The organism is Microcella alkalica, from assembly GCF_014137945.1.
Taxonomy (GTDB): Bacteria; Actinomycetota; Actinomycetes; order Actinomycetales; family Microbacteriaceae; genus Microcella; species Microcella alkalica.
Genome location: NZ_JACGWX010000001.1, coordinates 826,742 through 841,228, shown reverse-complemented (window position 1 = coordinate 841,228; position 14,487 = coordinate 826,742). Strand labels below are relative to the sequence as shown.

General features: G+C 68.9%; 19 protein-coding genes. 10 read left to right on the top strand and 9 right to left on the bottom strand.

All coding sequences use genetic code 11. From position 1 onward, the window contains the following. Nucleotides 1–242 precede the first annotated feature (242 nt). From ctaC to FHX53_RS04040, 5 genes are all read left to right on the top strand, one after another. The gene (gene ctaC, locus FHX53_RS04060) at nt 243–1,103 is read left to right on the top strand and encodes an aa3-type cytochrome oxidase subunit II (protein ID WP_182490025.1); all 861 of its coding nucleotides are present in this window, start codon (nt 243–245) and stop codon (nt 1,101–1,103) included. Nucleotides 1,104–1,111: 8 nt separating this feature from the next. Then, nucleotides 1,112–2,848 (top strand): aa3-type cytochrome oxidase subunit I, encoded by a 1,737-nt coding sequence (gene ctaD / locus FHX53_RS04055; RefSeq protein ID WP_182490024.1) that lies wholly within the window; start codon nt 1,112–1,114, stop codon nt 2,846–2,848. A 7-nt stretch (nt 2,849–2,855) separates the two neighbouring features. Next, the gene (locus FHX53_RS04050) at nt 2,856–3,272 is read left to right on the top strand and encodes a cytochrome c oxidase subunit 4 (protein WP_182490023.1); all 417 of its coding nucleotides are present in this window, start codon (nt 2,856–2,858) and stop codon (nt 3,270–3,272) included. A 1-nt stretch (nt 3,273) separates the two neighbouring features. Beyond that, a complete protein-coding gene (locus FHX53_RS04045) occupies nt 3,274–3,702 on the top strand; it encodes a GNAT family N-acetyltransferase (protein ID WP_182490022.1) in 429 nt (142 codons plus the stop codon). Between the two features lie 346 nt (nt 3,703–4,048). Further along, entirely contained in the window at nt 4,049–4,222 is a 174-nt protein-coding gene (locus FHX53_RS04040; protein WP_182490021.1) for a GNAT family protein, read from the top strand. Between the two features lie 6 nt (nt 4,223–4,228). On the opposite strand, the gene FHX53_RS04035 is transcribed toward FHX53_RS04040, so the two are convergent. From FHX53_RS04035 to ctaE, 5 genes are all read right to left on the bottom strand, one after another. Further along, nucleotides 4,229–4,912 carry an HAD family hydrolase gene (locus FHX53_RS04035; RefSeq protein WP_182490020.1) on the bottom strand — a complete coding sequence of 228 codons (684 nt, stop codon included), beginning with the start codon at nt 4,910–4,912 and terminating at the stop codon, nt 4,229–4,231. A gap of 83 nt (nt 4,913–4,995) precedes the next feature. Beyond that, nucleotides 4,996–6,558, bottom strand: coding sequence for a cytochrome bc1 complex cytochrome b subunit (gene qcrB, locus FHX53_RS04030; protein ID WP_182490143.1), 1,563 nt, complete (start codon nt 6,556–6,558; stop codon nt 4,996–4,998). A gap of 56 nt (nt 6,559–6,614) precedes the next feature. Continuing rightward, nucleotides 6,615–7,691 (bottom strand): cytochrome bc1 complex Rieske iron-sulfur subunit, encoded by a 1,077-nt coding sequence (gene qcrA / locus FHX53_RS04025; protein WP_182490019.1) that lies wholly within the window; start codon nt 7,689–7,691, stop codon nt 6,615–6,617. Between the two features lie 32 nt (nt 7,692–7,723). Next, nucleotides 7,724–8,524 carry a cytochrome bc1 complex diheme cytochrome c subunit gene (qcrC, locus tag FHX53_RS04020; protein ID WP_182490018.1) on the bottom strand — a complete coding sequence of 267 codons (801 nt, stop codon included), beginning with the start codon at nt 8,522–8,524 and terminating at the stop codon, nt 7,724–7,726. A gap of 26 nt (nt 8,525–8,550) precedes the next feature. Beyond that, on the bottom strand, nt 8,551–9,180 hold the full coding sequence (gene ctaE, locus FHX53_RS04015) for an aa3-type cytochrome oxidase subunit III (RefSeq protein ID WP_182490017.1): 630 nt from the start codon (nt 9,178–9,180) through the stop codon (nt 8,551–8,553). Nucleotides 9,181–9,258: 78 nt separating this feature from the next. Here ctaE and trpD point away from each other — a divergent pair, with 78 nt between their 5' ends. Continuing rightward, nucleotides 9,259–10,332, top strand: a complete 1,074-nt coding sequence (gene trpD, locus FHX53_RS04010; protein WP_182490016.1) for an anthranilate phosphoribosyltransferase — start codon at nt 9,259–9,261, stop codon at nt 10,330–10,332. A 22-nt stretch (nt 10,333–10,354) separates the two neighbouring features. On the opposite strand, the gene FHX53_RS04005 is transcribed toward trpD, so the two are convergent. Beyond that, entirely contained in the window at nt 10,355–10,687 is a 333-nt protein-coding gene (locus tag FHX53_RS04005; RefSeq protein ID WP_182490015.1) for a DUF3140 domain-containing protein, read from the bottom strand. A 122-nt stretch (nt 10,688–10,809) separates the two neighbouring features. Between FHX53_RS04005 and FHX53_RS04000 the strand changes: the two genes are divergently transcribed. Further along, nucleotides 10,810–11,022 (top strand): hypervirulence associated TUDOR domain-containing protein, encoded by a 213-nt coding sequence (locus FHX53_RS04000; RefSeq protein ID WP_182490014.1) that lies wholly within the window; start codon nt 10,810–10,812, stop codon nt 11,020–11,022. Nucleotides 11,023–11,039: 17 nt separating this feature from the next. On the opposite strand, the gene FHX53_RS03995 is transcribed toward FHX53_RS04000, so the two are convergent. After that, nucleotides 11,040–11,537 carry an Lrp/AsnC family transcriptional regulator gene (locus FHX53_RS03995; RefSeq protein ID WP_182490013.1) on the bottom strand — a complete coding sequence of 166 codons (498 nt, stop codon included), beginning with the start codon at nt 11,535–11,537 and terminating at the stop codon, nt 11,040–11,042. A 95-nt stretch (nt 11,538–11,632) separates the two neighbouring features. Here FHX53_RS03995 and FHX53_RS03990 point away from each other — a divergent pair, with 95 nt between their 5' ends. Next, a complete protein-coding gene (locus FHX53_RS03990) occupies nt 11,633–12,868 on the top strand; it encodes a trans-sulfuration enzyme family protein (protein ID WP_182490012.1) in 1,236 nt (411 codons plus the stop codon). Between the two features lie 121 nt (nt 12,869–12,989). Here the strand turns inward: FHX53_RS03990 and FHX53_RS03985 are convergent, their stop codons facing one another. After that, nucleotides 12,990–13,247: a hypothetical protein gene (locus tag FHX53_RS03985; protein WP_182490011.1), complete on the bottom strand. Its 258-nt coding sequence runs from the start codon at nt 13,245–13,247 to the stop codon at nt 12,990–12,992. A 74-nt stretch (nt 13,248–13,321) separates the two neighbouring features. Next, a complete protein-coding gene (locus FHX53_RS03980; protein WP_182490010.1) occupies nt 13,322–13,714 on the bottom strand; it encodes a YchJ family metal-binding protein in 393 nt (130 codons plus the stop codon). A 162-nt stretch (nt 13,715–13,876) separates the two neighbouring features. Between FHX53_RS03980 and FHX53_RS03975 the strand changes: the two genes are divergently transcribed. Both FHX53_RS03975 and FHX53_RS03970 read left to right on the top strand, forming a co-directional pair. Continuing rightward, nucleotides 13,877–14,116, top strand: coding sequence for a helix-turn-helix domain-containing protein (locus FHX53_RS03975; protein ID WP_182490009.1), 240 nt, complete (start codon nt 13,877–13,879; stop codon nt 14,114–14,116). Nucleotides 14,117–14,126: 10 nt separating this feature from the next. Then, entirely contained in the window at nt 14,127–14,453 is a 327-nt protein-coding gene (locus tag FHX53_RS03970; RefSeq protein WP_182490142.1) for a YciI family protein, read from the top strand. Nucleotides 14,454–14,487 lie beyond the last annotated feature (34 nt).

Below are 14,487 nucleotides of genomic sequence, written 5' to 3'. Positions count from 1 at the left end.
GAGCAGGAGCCGGGAGGACGGGCTGCCGCCCGCTTCCCGCACCCGCGTGATCGACGGCGCGGGCATCCATCAGCATGGATGCCCGCGCCGTCGTCGTACCCGCCCGATCGGTCGTCGCGACCGGCTGCTCAGCAGTGTTCTCGCCGGGTTCTCGGAGCGTCGGGGGGCGTTCCGGCAGGTGGCGGTGACGTAGACTGACAACCGTTCCACGTCCTTCCTTCACTCCTTTCGAGAGGCCACCGGTGCGTTCCAACCGACGTCTTCGATTGGCGGCGATCCCCCTCGCCGTCGTCACCTCGCTCGTCCTCGCGGCATGCACCCCCCAGCAGCAGCTGGGCTGGCTGCCGACCGAGCCCGGAACGACCAATCAGGTCGACCGCGTCATCGGTCTGTGGGTGACGTCGTGGATCGTCCTCCTCGGCGTGGGCGTCATCACGTGGGGCCTCATCATCTGGGCGGCGGTCGTGTACCGCCGTCGGAAGGGCCAGACCGGTCTTCCCGTCCAGTTGCGCTACAACATGCCGATCGAGATCCTCTACACGGTCGTGCCGCTCATCCTCGTCCTCGGCTTCTTCGCCTTCACGGCGCGCGACCAGACCGCCATCGAGGAGCCCCTCGCCGACCCCGATGTGACGATCGAGGTGTACGGCAAGCGCTGGGCGTGGGACTTCAACTACGTGAACGAGGACGTCTACTACCAGGGCATCCAGGCCCAGAAGACCGAGGACGGTCAGATCGACGCCTCCTCCCTCCCGACCCTCTACCTCCCCGTGGGGCAGAAGGTCGAGGTGAAGATCGAGTCGCGCGACGTGCTGCACTCCTTCTGGATCGTCGACTTCCTCTACAAGAAGGACATGATCCCCGCGAAGTCCAATTACTGGTACTTCATCCCGGAGAAGGAGGGCTCGTACGTCGGCAAGTGCGCCGAGCTCTGCGGCGAGTACCACGCGCTCATGCTCTTCAACGTCGAGGTGGTGTCGCAGGAGGAGTACGAGGCGTACACCGACTCCCTCCGCGCGGCCGGCTTCGAGGGCCAGGTCGACGAGACCTTCAACACGAACTCCAACCTGCCGGGAACGACCGGCTCCAGCGAAGAGGAGTAGGCGGCATCATGACGACGACCGCACCGCGTCCCTCCATCGGCACCGCCGAGCCCGGCTACAGCAATCCGGGAATCGCCCGCAAGGGCAACGTCTTCGTGGGCTGGGTCACCTCGACCGACCACAAGACGATCGGGTACATGTACCTGATCACGTCGTTCATCTACTTCCTCGTCGGCGGCGTGATGGCGCTCGTGATCCGCGCCCAGCTCTACGCACCGGGCCTCGAGGTCGTCGCGACCAACGAGCAATACAACCAGCTGTTCACCATGCACGGCACGATCATGCTGCTCATGTTCGCGACGCCTCTCTTCGCCGGCTTCGCGAACGTCATCATGCCCCTGCAGATCGGTGCTCCCGACGTCGCCTTCCCGCGACTGAACGCGTTCGCCTACTGGCTCTACTCCTTCGGCTCGCTCATGGCGGTCGCCGGTTTCTTCACCCCCCAGGGCGCGGCCTCGTTCGGCTGGTTCGCCTACGCGCCGCTGTCGAGCCAGACCTTCTCGCCCGGCGTCGGCGGCAACCTCTGGGTCTTCGGCCTCGCGATGAGCGGCTTCGGCACCATCCTCGGCGCCGTCAACTTCATCACCACGATCATCACGATGCGCGCCCCCGGCATGACGATGTGGCGCATGCCGATCTTCACGTGGAACACCCTCGTGACCTCGCTGCTCGTCCTCATGGCGTTCCCGGTGCTCGCCGCCGCGCTCTTCGCACTCGGGTCCGATCGAGTCTTCGGTTCGCACTTCTTCGACGCGGCGAACGGCGGCGCCATCCTCTGGCAGCACCTGTTCTGGTTCTTCGGGCATCCCGAGGTGTACATCATCGCCCTCCCGTTCTTCGGGATCGTCTCCGAGATCTTCCCGGTCTTCAGTCGCAAGCCGATCTTCGGCTACAAGACGCTGGTCTACGCGACCATCGCGATCGCGGCGCTCTCCATGACGGTGTGGGCCCACCACATGTACGTCACCGGCTCGGTGCTGCTGCCGTTCTTCGCCCTGATGACGATGCTCATCGCCGTCCCGACGGGCGTGAAGATCTTCAACTGGATCGGCACGATGTGGCGTGGCTCGGTGACGTTCGAGTCGCCGATGATGTGGTCTATCGGATTCCTGATGACGTTCGTGTTCGGTGGTCTCACGGGCGTCATCCTCGCCTCGCCCCCGCTCGACTTCCACGTCTCCGACTCGTACTTCGTCGTGGCCCACTTCCACTACGTCGTCTTCGGCACGGTCGTGTTCGCGATGTTCGCCGGCTTCTACTTCTGGTGGCCGAAGTGGACGGGCAAGATGCTCAATGAGAGCCTCGGCCAGATCCACTTCTGGACCCTCTTCGTCGGCTTCCACACGACCTTCCTCGTGCAGCACTGGCTCGGCGTGGTGGGCATGCCCCGCCGCTACGCCACGTACCTCGTGGAGGACGGCTTCACCTGGATGAACCAGCTGTCGACCATCGGGTCGTTCCTCCTGGCCGCGTCGATGATCCCGTTCCTGCTCAACGTGTACATCACCGCGCGCCGGGCGCCGAAGGTCACCGTCAACGACCCGTGGGGCTACGGACGCTCGCTCGAGTGGGCGACCTCGTGCCCGCCGCCCCGTCACAACTTCACCTCGATCCCGCGCATCCGCTCGGAGTCGCCGGCGTTCGACCTCAACCACCCCGAGGCGGGAATCCCGGTCGGCATCGGCCCGGCGAAGGACGCCCCCGACGCTCCCACGTACGACCTCGGCGACGAGAAGGTGAAGTAGTCCGCGCATGAAGACCAACATCAACATCTTCTGGATCCTCGTCGCCTTCTTCATCCTGCTCACCGGCATCTACGTCGGCTGGGCGATCATCGACACGGGAGAGGTCGAGTGGGTCGGTTCGGTGGGCCTCGGCCTGTGCGCCATCCTCTCGGCCTTCATCGCCTTCTACCTGCAGCTCGTGAATCGCTCGACGGGTGGCGTGCTCCCGGAGGACCGGCTCGATGCGGACATCGATGACGGCGACCCGGAGCTCGGTCACTTCTCGCCGTGGAGCTGGTGGCCGGTGTTCCTCGCCGCCGCGGTGACGTTCACCTTCCTCGGCCTCGCGGCCGGCATCTGGATCATGTACTACGCGGTGCCGCTCGCCCTGCTCGGCCTGGTCGGCTGGGTGTACGAGTACTACCGCGGCAACTTCGGGCGCTGACGTGACCGTACGTCGGGCTCGCGCGGAGGATGCCGACGCGGTCTTCGAGCTCGTGCTGCAGCTAGGTGCCGCCTTCATCCCCGTGCGCGCCGCCTTCGACGTGAGCTTCTCGGAAGCCGTCGAGGCCGACGAGGATTCCGGGCTGCTGCTCCTGGTGGCGGAGGACGAGGCGGGCGCGGTCCGCGGGTACGCATTCACGACGATCGCGCGACTGCTCTCGACCAACGGCGCATCGGCGCAGCTCCAGGAGATCGCGGTCGACGAGGCCGCGCGCGGGCAGGATCTCGGGACCGAGCTCGTCCACGCCGTGGAGCGCGAATGCATCCGCCGCGGCGTGCGTCAGATCACGGTCGCGAGTCGCCGCGCCGGCGGCTTCTACGACCGACTCGGCTACAGCCAGAACGCCGAGTACATGCGTCGGGTCTTCTGACCCGAGCCGCTCGAAGCGGGCACGAACGGGAGCCGACGATGCCGGAGCTGCGGAGCGCGCGCCTGGACATCCGTCCTGTCGCCGTCGCGGACATCCCCGCGTTCGTCGCGTACCGCCGCGAGCCGGACGTCGCGCGCTTTCAGTCGACGTCGAACACTCCCGCGAGGATGCCGACGAGCTCGTCGCCGGGTAGCCGCAGAGCGGGCTGCCCGGGCCAGGGGAGTGGGTGCAGCTGGTCCTCTTCTATCGGACGGGCGGTGCGGGCTCGGGCGGTGCGGATTCGGACGTTGCGGATTCGCGTTCGAGGCGCTCGAGGTCGTCCTCGCCTGGCTCATCGAGGAGCACGGTGCCCACCGCTGTCGTGATGCAGGGCGACGCCCGCAATGAGCCCGTGCTCGTGCTCATGCGTCAGCTGGGGCTCCGGCACGAGGGCTCGCTCGTCGAGGGCGACTGGTTCAAGGGGGAGTGGACCACCCTCGAGCGCTTCGTCATCTTCGATCGCGAGTGGCGAGCGCGCTGACGATGGTCAGAGCACGTCGACGATGTCGGTGAGCGTCGCGATCGTGCGGTCGGGTGCGGGGTAGCCTGCCGGCCAGTGGCGGCCGCGCGGGATCCACACGCCGACGAGGCTGGCGCGCTGGGCGCCGAGGATGTCCCACGGGTGGCACGCGACGAGCGCCGTCTGGTCGGGCATGCTCCCCAGTCGATCGCAGGCGCCGAGGTAGGACTCCGAGTGGGGCTTCCACGTTCGGGTGCCGTCGACGCTCAGCGTGGCGATTCCCTCGTGGGCCAGGCCCAGTCGCTCGAGAAGGCCCTGAGCGACGCGGGAGGACCCGTTCGTGAGGGTCGAGACGCCCCACCCTGCATCGATCATGCGGCGGATGCCCGGCTCGACGTCCTGATGGGCGGGAAGTGCGCCGACCGCGGCGGGGAGATCCTCGAGCATGGCCTCGATCGCGGCATCGTCGAGCCTGCGCTCGTCGTCGAGATTCGCGGCGATGTCCCGTAGCGCGGTGCCGCCGAGAGCGCCGAATCCGATCGGCAGGCCGGCGAGCGAGGCGGCGAAGCCGTCGCGGAGCACCGCGGAGAGCCACGCACTCGCGGAACCGGCGGGCAGACCGTGCTCGCGCATCCATCCCTCGAGGGGGCCGAGGTCGGTGAGCGTCTCGTTGACGTCGAGAAGGACGGTGGTGATGGGGGCGCCGGTCATGCTCACACGCTACGCGGTCGACCGCCCGCACGGCGACGGCCCCGCCCTCCCTGGGGAGATGCGGGGCCGTCGATCGTTCGGTTCTAGTGGCGCTGCGACTCGAGCTCGCGCTGCGTCACGGGCGAGATGCGGTCCTCGAAGAACCAGCGCGACAGGCCGGCTCGCACACGCTGGCTGGCCGAGATGCGGCCGCGGGCATCCGGGCGGACCATGAGCGGCTGGTACTCCTCGTAGCTCACAAGCTTCCAGCGCTCGTAGTCATCGAGCTGCTCGTGCACTTCGATGTACTCGCCGCCCGGAAGTCGGACGATGCGCCCCGACTCGAAGCCGTGGAGCGCGATCTCGCGGTCCTTCCTCATGAGCGCGAGGCAGACGCGCTTGGTGACGAAGTACGCGATGAACGGACCGACCACGGTCACGAACTGCAGGGCGTGGATGACGCCCTCGATTGAGAGACGGAAGTGCGTCGCGATGAGGTCGGAGCTCGCCGCGGCCCAGAGGCCCGCGTAGAACGTCACGCCGGCCGCGCCGATCGCGGTGCGGGTCGGGTTGTTGCGGGGGCGCTCGGCGATGTGGTGCTCGCGCTTGTCGCCCGTCACCCACGCCTCGAGGAACGGGTAGAGAGCGGCCGCGGCGAGGAACACCAGGAGACCGACGAGCGGGATCAGGACGTTCCACGACCAGGTATAGCCGAAGATGACCGACTCGAGGTGCGGCGGGATGAGTCGTAACGCGCCATCTGCGAAGCCGATGTACCAGTCGGGCTGCGTACCGGCCGACACCGGCGACGGGTCGTACGGGCCGTAGTTCCAGATCGGGTTGATCGTGAACAGCGACGCGATGAGGACGATGACGCCGAACACGATGAAGAAGAAGCCACCGGCCTTCGCCGCGAACACCGGCATCACCGGGGCGCCGACGACGTTGTCGTTCGTGCGGCCGGGGCCGGCGAACTGCGTGTGCTTGTTGACGATCAGCAGCACCATGTGCGCGCCGATGAGGGCGACGAGGATCGCCGGGAGCAGCAGGATGTGCAGCACGTACAGGCGCGGGATGATGTCGAGCCCGGGGAACTCGTCGCCGAACAGCAGGTAGGAGATCCAGCCGCCCGCGAGCGGGACGGCCTTGATCATGCCGTCGATGATGCGGAGGCCGTTGCCCGAGAGCAGGTCGTCCGGGAGCGAGTAGCCCGTGAAGCCGAGCGCCATGGCGAGGACGAAGAGCAGGAAGCCGATGACCCAGTTGAGCTCGCGCGGCTTGCGGAACGCGCCGGTGAAGAACACGCGGAGCATGTGCAGACCGATCGCGGCGACGAAGAGCAGAGCGGCCCAGTGGTGGACCTGGCGCATCAGCAGACCGCCGCGGATCTCGAACGAAATGTCGAGGGAGGAGTGGTACGCGACCGACATCGGGATGCCCTGGAGCGGGACGTAGGAGCCCTCGTACTCGACCTCGGTCATCGACGGGTCGAAGAAGAAGGTCAGGAACGTGCCGCTGAGCAGGATGACGACGAAGCTGTAGAGCGCGACCTCGCCGAGCATGAACGACCAGTGGTCGGGGAAGATCTTGCGACCCAGGCTCTTGACGGCCGTCGAAGCGCTCGTGCGCTCGTCGATGTAGTTCGCCGCCCACCCGGTGAAGCGCATGCCGCGCGACGGCGCGGCTGCGACAGTGGCCGGTGCGGCGGGCTCAGTTGCGGTACTCACAGTGCACGCTCCCAGAAGCTCGGACCCACAGGTTCGGTGAAGTCGCTCTTCGCGACGAGGTAACCCTCTTCATCCACAGTGATCGGGAGCTGGGGAAGGGGGCGCGCCGCCGGTCCGAAGATGACTTCGGCGTGGTTGGCCACGTCGAACTCGGACTGGTGGCAGGGGCACAGCAGGTGGTGGGTCTGCTGCTCGTACAGCGCGACGGGACACCCGACGTGCGTGCAGATCTTGGAGTAGGCGACGATGCCGTCGTAGGACCAGTCCTTGCGGTCCTCGCGCTCGTTCAGTCGCTCTACGGGAAGGCGCATGAGGAGCACGGCGGCCTTGGCCTTCTCCTCGAGCTTGTGCGACTCGAGGTCGACGAGCCCGTCGGGGATGACGTGGAACGCCGAGCCGATCGTCACCTCAGAGGCCTTGATCGGGGTTCCGGAGGGGTCGCGAGTGAGCCGCACGCCCTCTTCCCACATCGTGTGCTTGAGGAGCGCGATCGGGTCCTCCGCCGGTGCCAGGTCGCGGAAGATCGCGATCGCGGGGATGGGCGTCGCCACGAGCGCACCGATGAGGGTGTTGCGCACAAGGCTGCGACGGGTGAACCCGGACTCCGCGTTGCCCGCCTGGAAGATCTCGATCGCCTTGGCGCGCGTGTCGTCGGAGCCACGGGTCGGGTGGCGCTCCTCGACGAGCTCATGGCCGTGCATGAGGGCCTTGGACCAGTGGACGGCGCCGATGCCGATGCCGAGCAGGCCCAGCGTGATGCCGAGGCCGAGGAAGAGGTTGTTGAGGCGGATTGTGCTGGGGTCGCCCTCGACGATCGGGAAGGCGAAGTAGGCGACGACGGCCAGCACGCTGCCGACGACCGACAGCAGGAAGAGGCCGGAGACCGTGCGCTCCGCGGCGCGTTCCTTCGCCGGGTCGACGTCGGTGACGCGCAGGCGCTCCGGCGGGAAGCCCGGGTTGGGGATGCGATCGGCGCGCTCGACGGCGACTCCGGGGGAGGCGCTGCTCGCGTGCTTCTCGACAGCCGTCTCCGCGGTCTCGCCGCTCGCCGCGCCGTCGTGATCGTGCGCCATTATCGTCCTTTCCTAAGCTGCTGCACTGGCCGTCAGTTGGACTTCGCGGTGAGCCAGATGGTCACCGCGACGAGTCCGCCGAGGCCGAAGATCCAGATGAAGAGGCCCTCAGACACCGGACCGAGCGAGCCGAGCTCGAAACCGCCGACGGACGGGGTCTCCTCGACGTACTTCAGGTACGTGATGATGTCGTTCTTCTCTTCGGGAGTGAGGTTCAGGTCGCTGAAGACGGGCATGTTCTGCGGCCCGGTCGACATCGCTCCGTAGACGTGCACCGGGTCGACGCCCGCGAGCCCGGGGGCGTACTTGCCCTCGGTGAGCGCGCCGCCGGCACCGGCCACGTTGTGGCACATCGCGCAGTTGATGCGGAACAGCTCGGCACCGATGGCGGCGTCGCCGTCGCCGGCGAGGTAGCGGTCGGGCGGCACAGCGGGGCCGGGAGCCAGCGAGGCGACCCAGGCGCCCATGGCATCGATCTGCTCCTGCGTGAACTGAACGGGCTTCTCCTCGGCCTGAGGACCCGAGGCAGCCATGGGCATGCGCCCGGTGCCGACCTGGAAGTCGACGGCGAGCGCGCCGACGCCGATCACCGACGGGCCCGCATCCGTGCCGGCACCCTGCAGTCCGTGGCAGCTCGCGCAGTTCGCGGCGAACAGCTTGCCGCCGTCCTCGACCATCTGCTCGCTCGCCGCCGTCGTCTCGGCCGTGGCCGAGGTCGTGGCGAGCGCGTACGCGCCACCGGTCGCGAGCAGGCCGACGACGAGCAGAGCGGCCGTCGCCAGCGGGTGCCGGCGGCCGGAGCGACGTACGGGGGCGGGGGAGGTGGATGACATGGTGTGCTGCGTCTCGATTCGATTGCTCATTGGAGGACGTAGATGACGAGGAAGAGGCCGATCCAGACCACGTCGACGAAGTGCCAGTAGTACGACACGACGATCGCGCTCGTGGCATCGCGGTGAGTGAACACCTTCACCGCGTATGCGCGCCCGATGACGAGGAGGAAGGCGATGAGGCCGCCCGTGACGTGGAGGCCGTGGAAGCCCGTCGTGAGGTAGAACGCCGACCCGAAAGCGTCGGAGGTGAGGGTGACGTACTCGCTCACGAGGATCGCGTACTCGTAGACCTGGCCCACGACGAAGATTGCACCCATCGCGTAGGTGAGGAAGAACCACTCGATCATGCCCCACTGGGTCGGCTTCCAGCCGGTGCGCCTGGCCTGCAGTCGCTCGGCGGCGAAGACGCCGAACTGAGCCGTGACGCTCGAGAGCACGAGGATCGTGGTGTTGACGGCGGCGAACGGCACGTTGAACACCTCGGTGCCCGATTCCCACAGTTCCGGGGAGGTCGATCGGAGCGTGAAGTAGATCGCGAAGAGGCCGGCGAAGAACATGACCTCGCTGCCGAGCCAGACGATCGTGCCGACGGCAACGATGTTGGGCCGGTTGATCGTGGGAGCGGTGAGAGATCTCGACAGAGAGGTGCTGGTCACCCGTTCATTATGACTGATGCGAAGTGTGAGTCCTGCCCGCCGACATGCCTTCTCGCGGCGATTCACTAGCCTTTACCCATGTCCGCGACCATCACCTGGCCAGCCCTGCTCACGCGCCTGCTCGAGAGGCAGGATCTGAGCATCGCGGAGGCCGCCTGGAGCATGGAGCAGGTGATGGCGGGGGAGGCGACGCCCGCCCAGCTCGCGGGCTTCCTGATGGCGCTGCGGGCCAAGGGCGAGACCGTCGACGAGTTCGTCGGCTTCCGCGACGCCGCGCTCGCGCATGCTCGTCCGATCGACATCGATCCCATGGCGCTGGACATCGTCGGCACGGGCGGCGACCCGTTCGGCGCCGTCGTGAACGTCTCGTCGATCGCATCGATCGTCGTGGCCTCGGGCGATGTTCCCGTGGCGAAGCACGGCAATCGCGGAGCGAGCAGCGCGTCCGGAGCGTCCGACGTGCTGAGCGAGCTCGGGATCCGCCTCGACCTGGAGCCCGACGAGGTGGCGCACGTCTTCCGGGAGGTCGGTCTCACCTTCCTCCACGCGCAGGCCTTCCATCCGGGGTTCCGCCACGCGGGACCGGTCAGGCGAGAGCTCGGCGTCGCGACGCTGTTCAACATCCTCGGTCCGCTCGTGAATCCGGCGCGACCCGAGGCGTCCGCCGTCGGCGTCGCGAATCTCGACCGTGTGCCGCTCGTCGTGGGCGTCTTCCGCACGCGCGGAGCGACGGCCCTCGTGTATCGAGGCGACGACGGCATCGACAAGCTCACGACGACGGGCCACTCCCACATGTGGGAGGTCTCGCGCGGCTCGGTGACCGAGCACGATATCGATCCGCGGGAACTGGGCATCTCCTACAGCCCGATCGAGGGCATCCTCGGTGCGGGGCCCGAGCACAACGCGAGTCTCGCGCGAGGCGTTCTCGCCGGCGAGGAGGGCCCGGTGCGCGACATCGTGCTGCTCAACGCCGCAGCCGGGCTCGTGGCCTTCCGGCTCGCTCAGAACCCCGCCCAGATCACGCGACCGATCGTCGAGCGACTCGGCGAGCAGCTCGAGGTCGCGGCCGACCTCATCGACTCAGGGCGAGCGGCGCGCAAGCTCGAGGAGTGGGCCGCAGCCACGCAGGCCGCGGCGGGTCGCACCGCCTGACGCCGCGGCAGGCCCGGCTGGGTCAGCGGACCAGCGGGTCGTGGCCCCAGTTCATGTGGGAGTAGCGCCAGGGCGTCGTCGTGACGTCGCCGTCCGGTCGCTGGGCGAGATGCCGCCGGATGTAACCGACCACCTCCCTCATGTGCCCGTGATCGGCGCTCCTCAGCTCGCCCTTGCGCGTCCGGAGGATCTGCACGACGCGGCGGCCGCTGCGGTGGCCGGCCGATTCGCCGCCGGAGGACGAGTCGCCAACCGCTCGTGACTCCTCGGTCTCGAGCCAGCGCTCGAGCTCGGCGGGAGTCATGTTCACGGCCTCGTGGAATCCGCCGTACGCGTCGTCTCTCTCGTCGCTCATGACTCCACGATTCTCCGGTCGGTCGCGCGGCATGAAGAGTTCCTGACAGCTCCCAGGCCGTTCGGAGGGCGTTCCCCGGGATGCTCGGCGCAGCCTCCTCGCGGCGTCTACGCTCGCCGGGCATGGGCGAGAAGACATTCCGAGCAGGGGATCGCGTCGCGTGGAACTCGCACGGCGGCGAGGCCGTGGGCGAGGTCGTGCGGAGGATCACGAGCGATGGCGAGGCGGCGGGGCGGACCGTCCGGGCATCCGCCGACGACCCGCAGTACCTCGTGCGCAGCGAGAAGAGCGGCGGCGAGGCGGTGCATCGGCCGGAGGCGCTCCGGCGGCTTTGAGGTCGTGCCCGCAGACCTCAGGCGCGGGGGAGGAGCCCCGCTCCGTCGATGACCTCGAACACCAGCTGCGTCTCGGTGTGACGCACGCCCGGGTGCACCTGCAAGTGCTCGAGCACGAGGTCGCGCAGCGCCGCGGCCGACTCGACGGCGACGTGCAGGAGGTAGTCGTCGGCTCCGGCGACGTGGAAGATGCGGACGACGTTCGGGATGTCGCGCAGCCGAGACTGGAACGCCTGCACCTGGTCGCGGCTGTGGCTCGCGAGCCGGACGGTGATGACTGCCTCGAGGCCGAGTCCGAGGGACGTCGGGTCGATCTCGGCGCGGAACCGACGGATGACCCCCGACTCGCGCAGGGCGCGCAGGCGCTGGCTGCACGTCGACTCGGCGACTCCGACGCGCTCGGCGAGCGCGGCGTTGGTGAGCCGCCCGTTGGCGTCGAGCTCGGTGAGCATGGCGAGGTCGACGGCGTCGAGGCGGGTGGCTCGCGGGATCTTCGACGCAGAGTGAGCATCCATGCCCCCATAATGGAGGAGATTCGATCAGATTCGGAGATCCCGCGGAAGATTCTGGCGATCTTGCCTTTGCCCGCAGAAGCGTGAACGCTGGGTCCATGGACGACGCCGTCGCATTCGAGACCCTTGCCGTGCACTCCGGGCGGGAGGACCTCGCCGCGCTGGGCGTCCACGCCCTGCCGATCGACCTGTCGACCACGAATCCGTTACCCGGTGTCGAGCTCGGCGGCGGGTCATACGAGTCGATGGCGACCGGGCATCACCCGACCGAGGGCGGCAACGTCTACGCCAGACTGTGGAACCCCACGGTCGCGCGCTTCGAGAAGGCGCTCGCGCAGCTCGAGCGCACGGAGGCCTCGGTCGCGTTCGCCTCGGGGATGGCGGCGTTCACCGCTGCCGTCATGGCCGCCGCCAACCGCGGGCGGGGTCGGCACGTCGTGGCCGTGCGTCCCCTCTACGGCGGCACCGATCACCTCCTCGCCTCGGGGATGCTGAGCGTGGAGACGACCTTCACGACCGCCGACGGGGTCGCCGCCGCGCTGCGCCCCGACACTTGCCTCGTCGTCGTCGAGACTCCCGCGAACCCCACTCTCGAGCTCGTCGACATCGCCGCGGTCGTCGCGGCCGCGGGCGACTCTCCCGTGCTCGTCGACAACACCTTCGCGACCCCCGTGCTCCAGAACCCCTCCGAGCAGGGCGCCGCGCTCGTGCTCCACAGCGCGACGAAGTACCTCGGCGGGCACGGCGACGTCATCGGCGGCGTCGTCGCGTGCTCGGAGGAGTGGGCCACGGCGATCCGCCCCGTGCGCGCGATCACGGGCGGGCTGCTGCACCCGCTCGGCGCGTACCTCCTGCACCGCGGGCTGCCGACCCTCGCGCTGCGCGTGCGCGCGCAGCAGGAGTCGGCTCGAATCCTCGCCGACCGGCTCGCCGACCACGGTGCCGTCGGCCGCGTGCACTATCCGGGGCTCGGCGACAGCGACCCGAGCGGCCTCATCGGCCGCCAGATGCGCGGCCCCGGCGCGATGCTCGCGATCGAGCTCGCCGGCGGCCTCGCCGCGGCGGAGTCGACCATCGCGGGCCTCGGGCTGTTCACCCACGCCGTCTCGCTCGGCGGCGTCGACTCGCTCGTGCAGCACCCGGCCTCGCTCACCCACCGTCCCGTCGCGCCGGAGGCCCGGCCTGGCGCGGGCATCCTCCGCCTGTCGATCGGGCTCGAGAACGTCGAGGACCTCTGGCTCGACCTCGATCGCGCGCTCTCGACGTCGCACGGGGCGCGGTCGTCTGCCGCGGGCATCCGCGTCGACGCCTCGGTCGGAGCCGGTGCCCGCTGACCGCTGCGCTCCGACGCGCGGCCCTGGTCGCGCCCGGACGCGACGACGCCCCGGCCACCGGACGGTCGGGGCGTCGCTCAGCTCGCGCCGGTCGTCGAGGCCGCGCGAGCAGTCGGTGGCGCTAGCGGTTCGAGGACCGCTCGGACGGGTTGCCTGTCGTCTCGAGGCAGTTCGAGGCGCCCGAGGCGACCATGTGCGGGCCGGCCTTGCTGCCTTCGGCGTCGGTCGAGGCTCGGGCGTGGTCGCCGAACCAGGAGAAGCCGGGCGACGTGCCGGTCGAATCGATGCAGTGGGCGGCGGATGCGGCGCTCGCGCCTCCGAGGACGAGCCCGGTCGCGACGAGGGCCGTCGCGAACGCGGTGGAGAGGACCTTCTTCATTGAATCCTCCGAGAGCGGGGGAGCGGATGGTGCTGGCTTCTTCTCTTCGGAGCCGCGCGACCCCCGGTTGGGGGTCAGTTCTCGGCGACGTAGAACCAGCGCCCGCCCTCCCGGAGAAAGGCGCTGATCTCGTGCTGCACGCCCGCGCCGTCAGGGGAGCGGTAGTGGGCGTCGAAGGATACGACGCCGTCGCGGTCGAGCGGCCCGCCGCGCTCGGTGCGCAGGACGTCGAGCCGGTACCAGCGGGTCGATTCGTCGAGCTCGAGCTCCGCCGGCCGGGTCGACGGATGCCACGTGGCGAGCAGGTAGGAGGCGTCGCCGACCGCGAATGCGGAGAACCGTGACCGCATGAGCTGCTCGGCGGTCGGCGCGGCGCGCTCGCTCCGATGGATTGGTCCGCAGCACTCGTCATAAGGGAGACCCGAGGCGCAGGGGCAGCGGCGCGGAGCAGTCGGGTCGGCGGGCACGCCTCGAGCCTAGAAGCACACGTGGATGACGCCGACGGGGGAGTGGAGCGAACCGGGGCTCAGCGACGCTCGTTGTGGTCGTCATGAGGGCGCTGCTCGTCCGAGCGGCGCGCGGGATCGCGAAGCGCGCGAGTTGCGCTCGGAGCTCGACGAGGTCATCTGATGCCGATCATCGTCGACGTCGACGTCGACGTCGACGTCATGCTCGCTCGCCGGAAGATGCCCGTCGGCGTGCTCGCCGAGCGCGTCGGGATCACGCCCGCGGATCTCGCGGTGCTCAAGAACGGGCGCGCGAAGGCCGTGCGCTTCAGCACCCGGGACGCCCTGTGCGCGGTCCTCGAGTGCCAGCCGGGGGATCTGCTTCGCTGGGTGCCCGAGGAGAGCGACGACGAAGGAGTCTGACGTGCACTTCATGATCTCGGTCATCGACGACACGAGCGGCTCCGCGAGCGCGGACGAGACGGAGGCGATCGACGCCTTCAACGATGAGCTGAAGGCCGACGGCCACTGGGTCGTCGCCGGCGGCATCTCCTCGCCGGAGGACGCGGTCGTCGTCGACGCTCGCGGCGAGGAGCCCATCGTCCGACCCGGCCCCCTGCACGACACCGAGGACTACGTGGCCGGCTTCTGGCTCATCGAGGCATCCGATAGGGAAACGGCTCTCGAGCTCGCGACGCGGGGGTCGCGAGCATGCAATCGACGCGTGGAGCTGCGGCCGCTTCTCGGCCTCGCCCGCTGACCGAGCACCGACCCTGCCTCACACGACCGAGGAG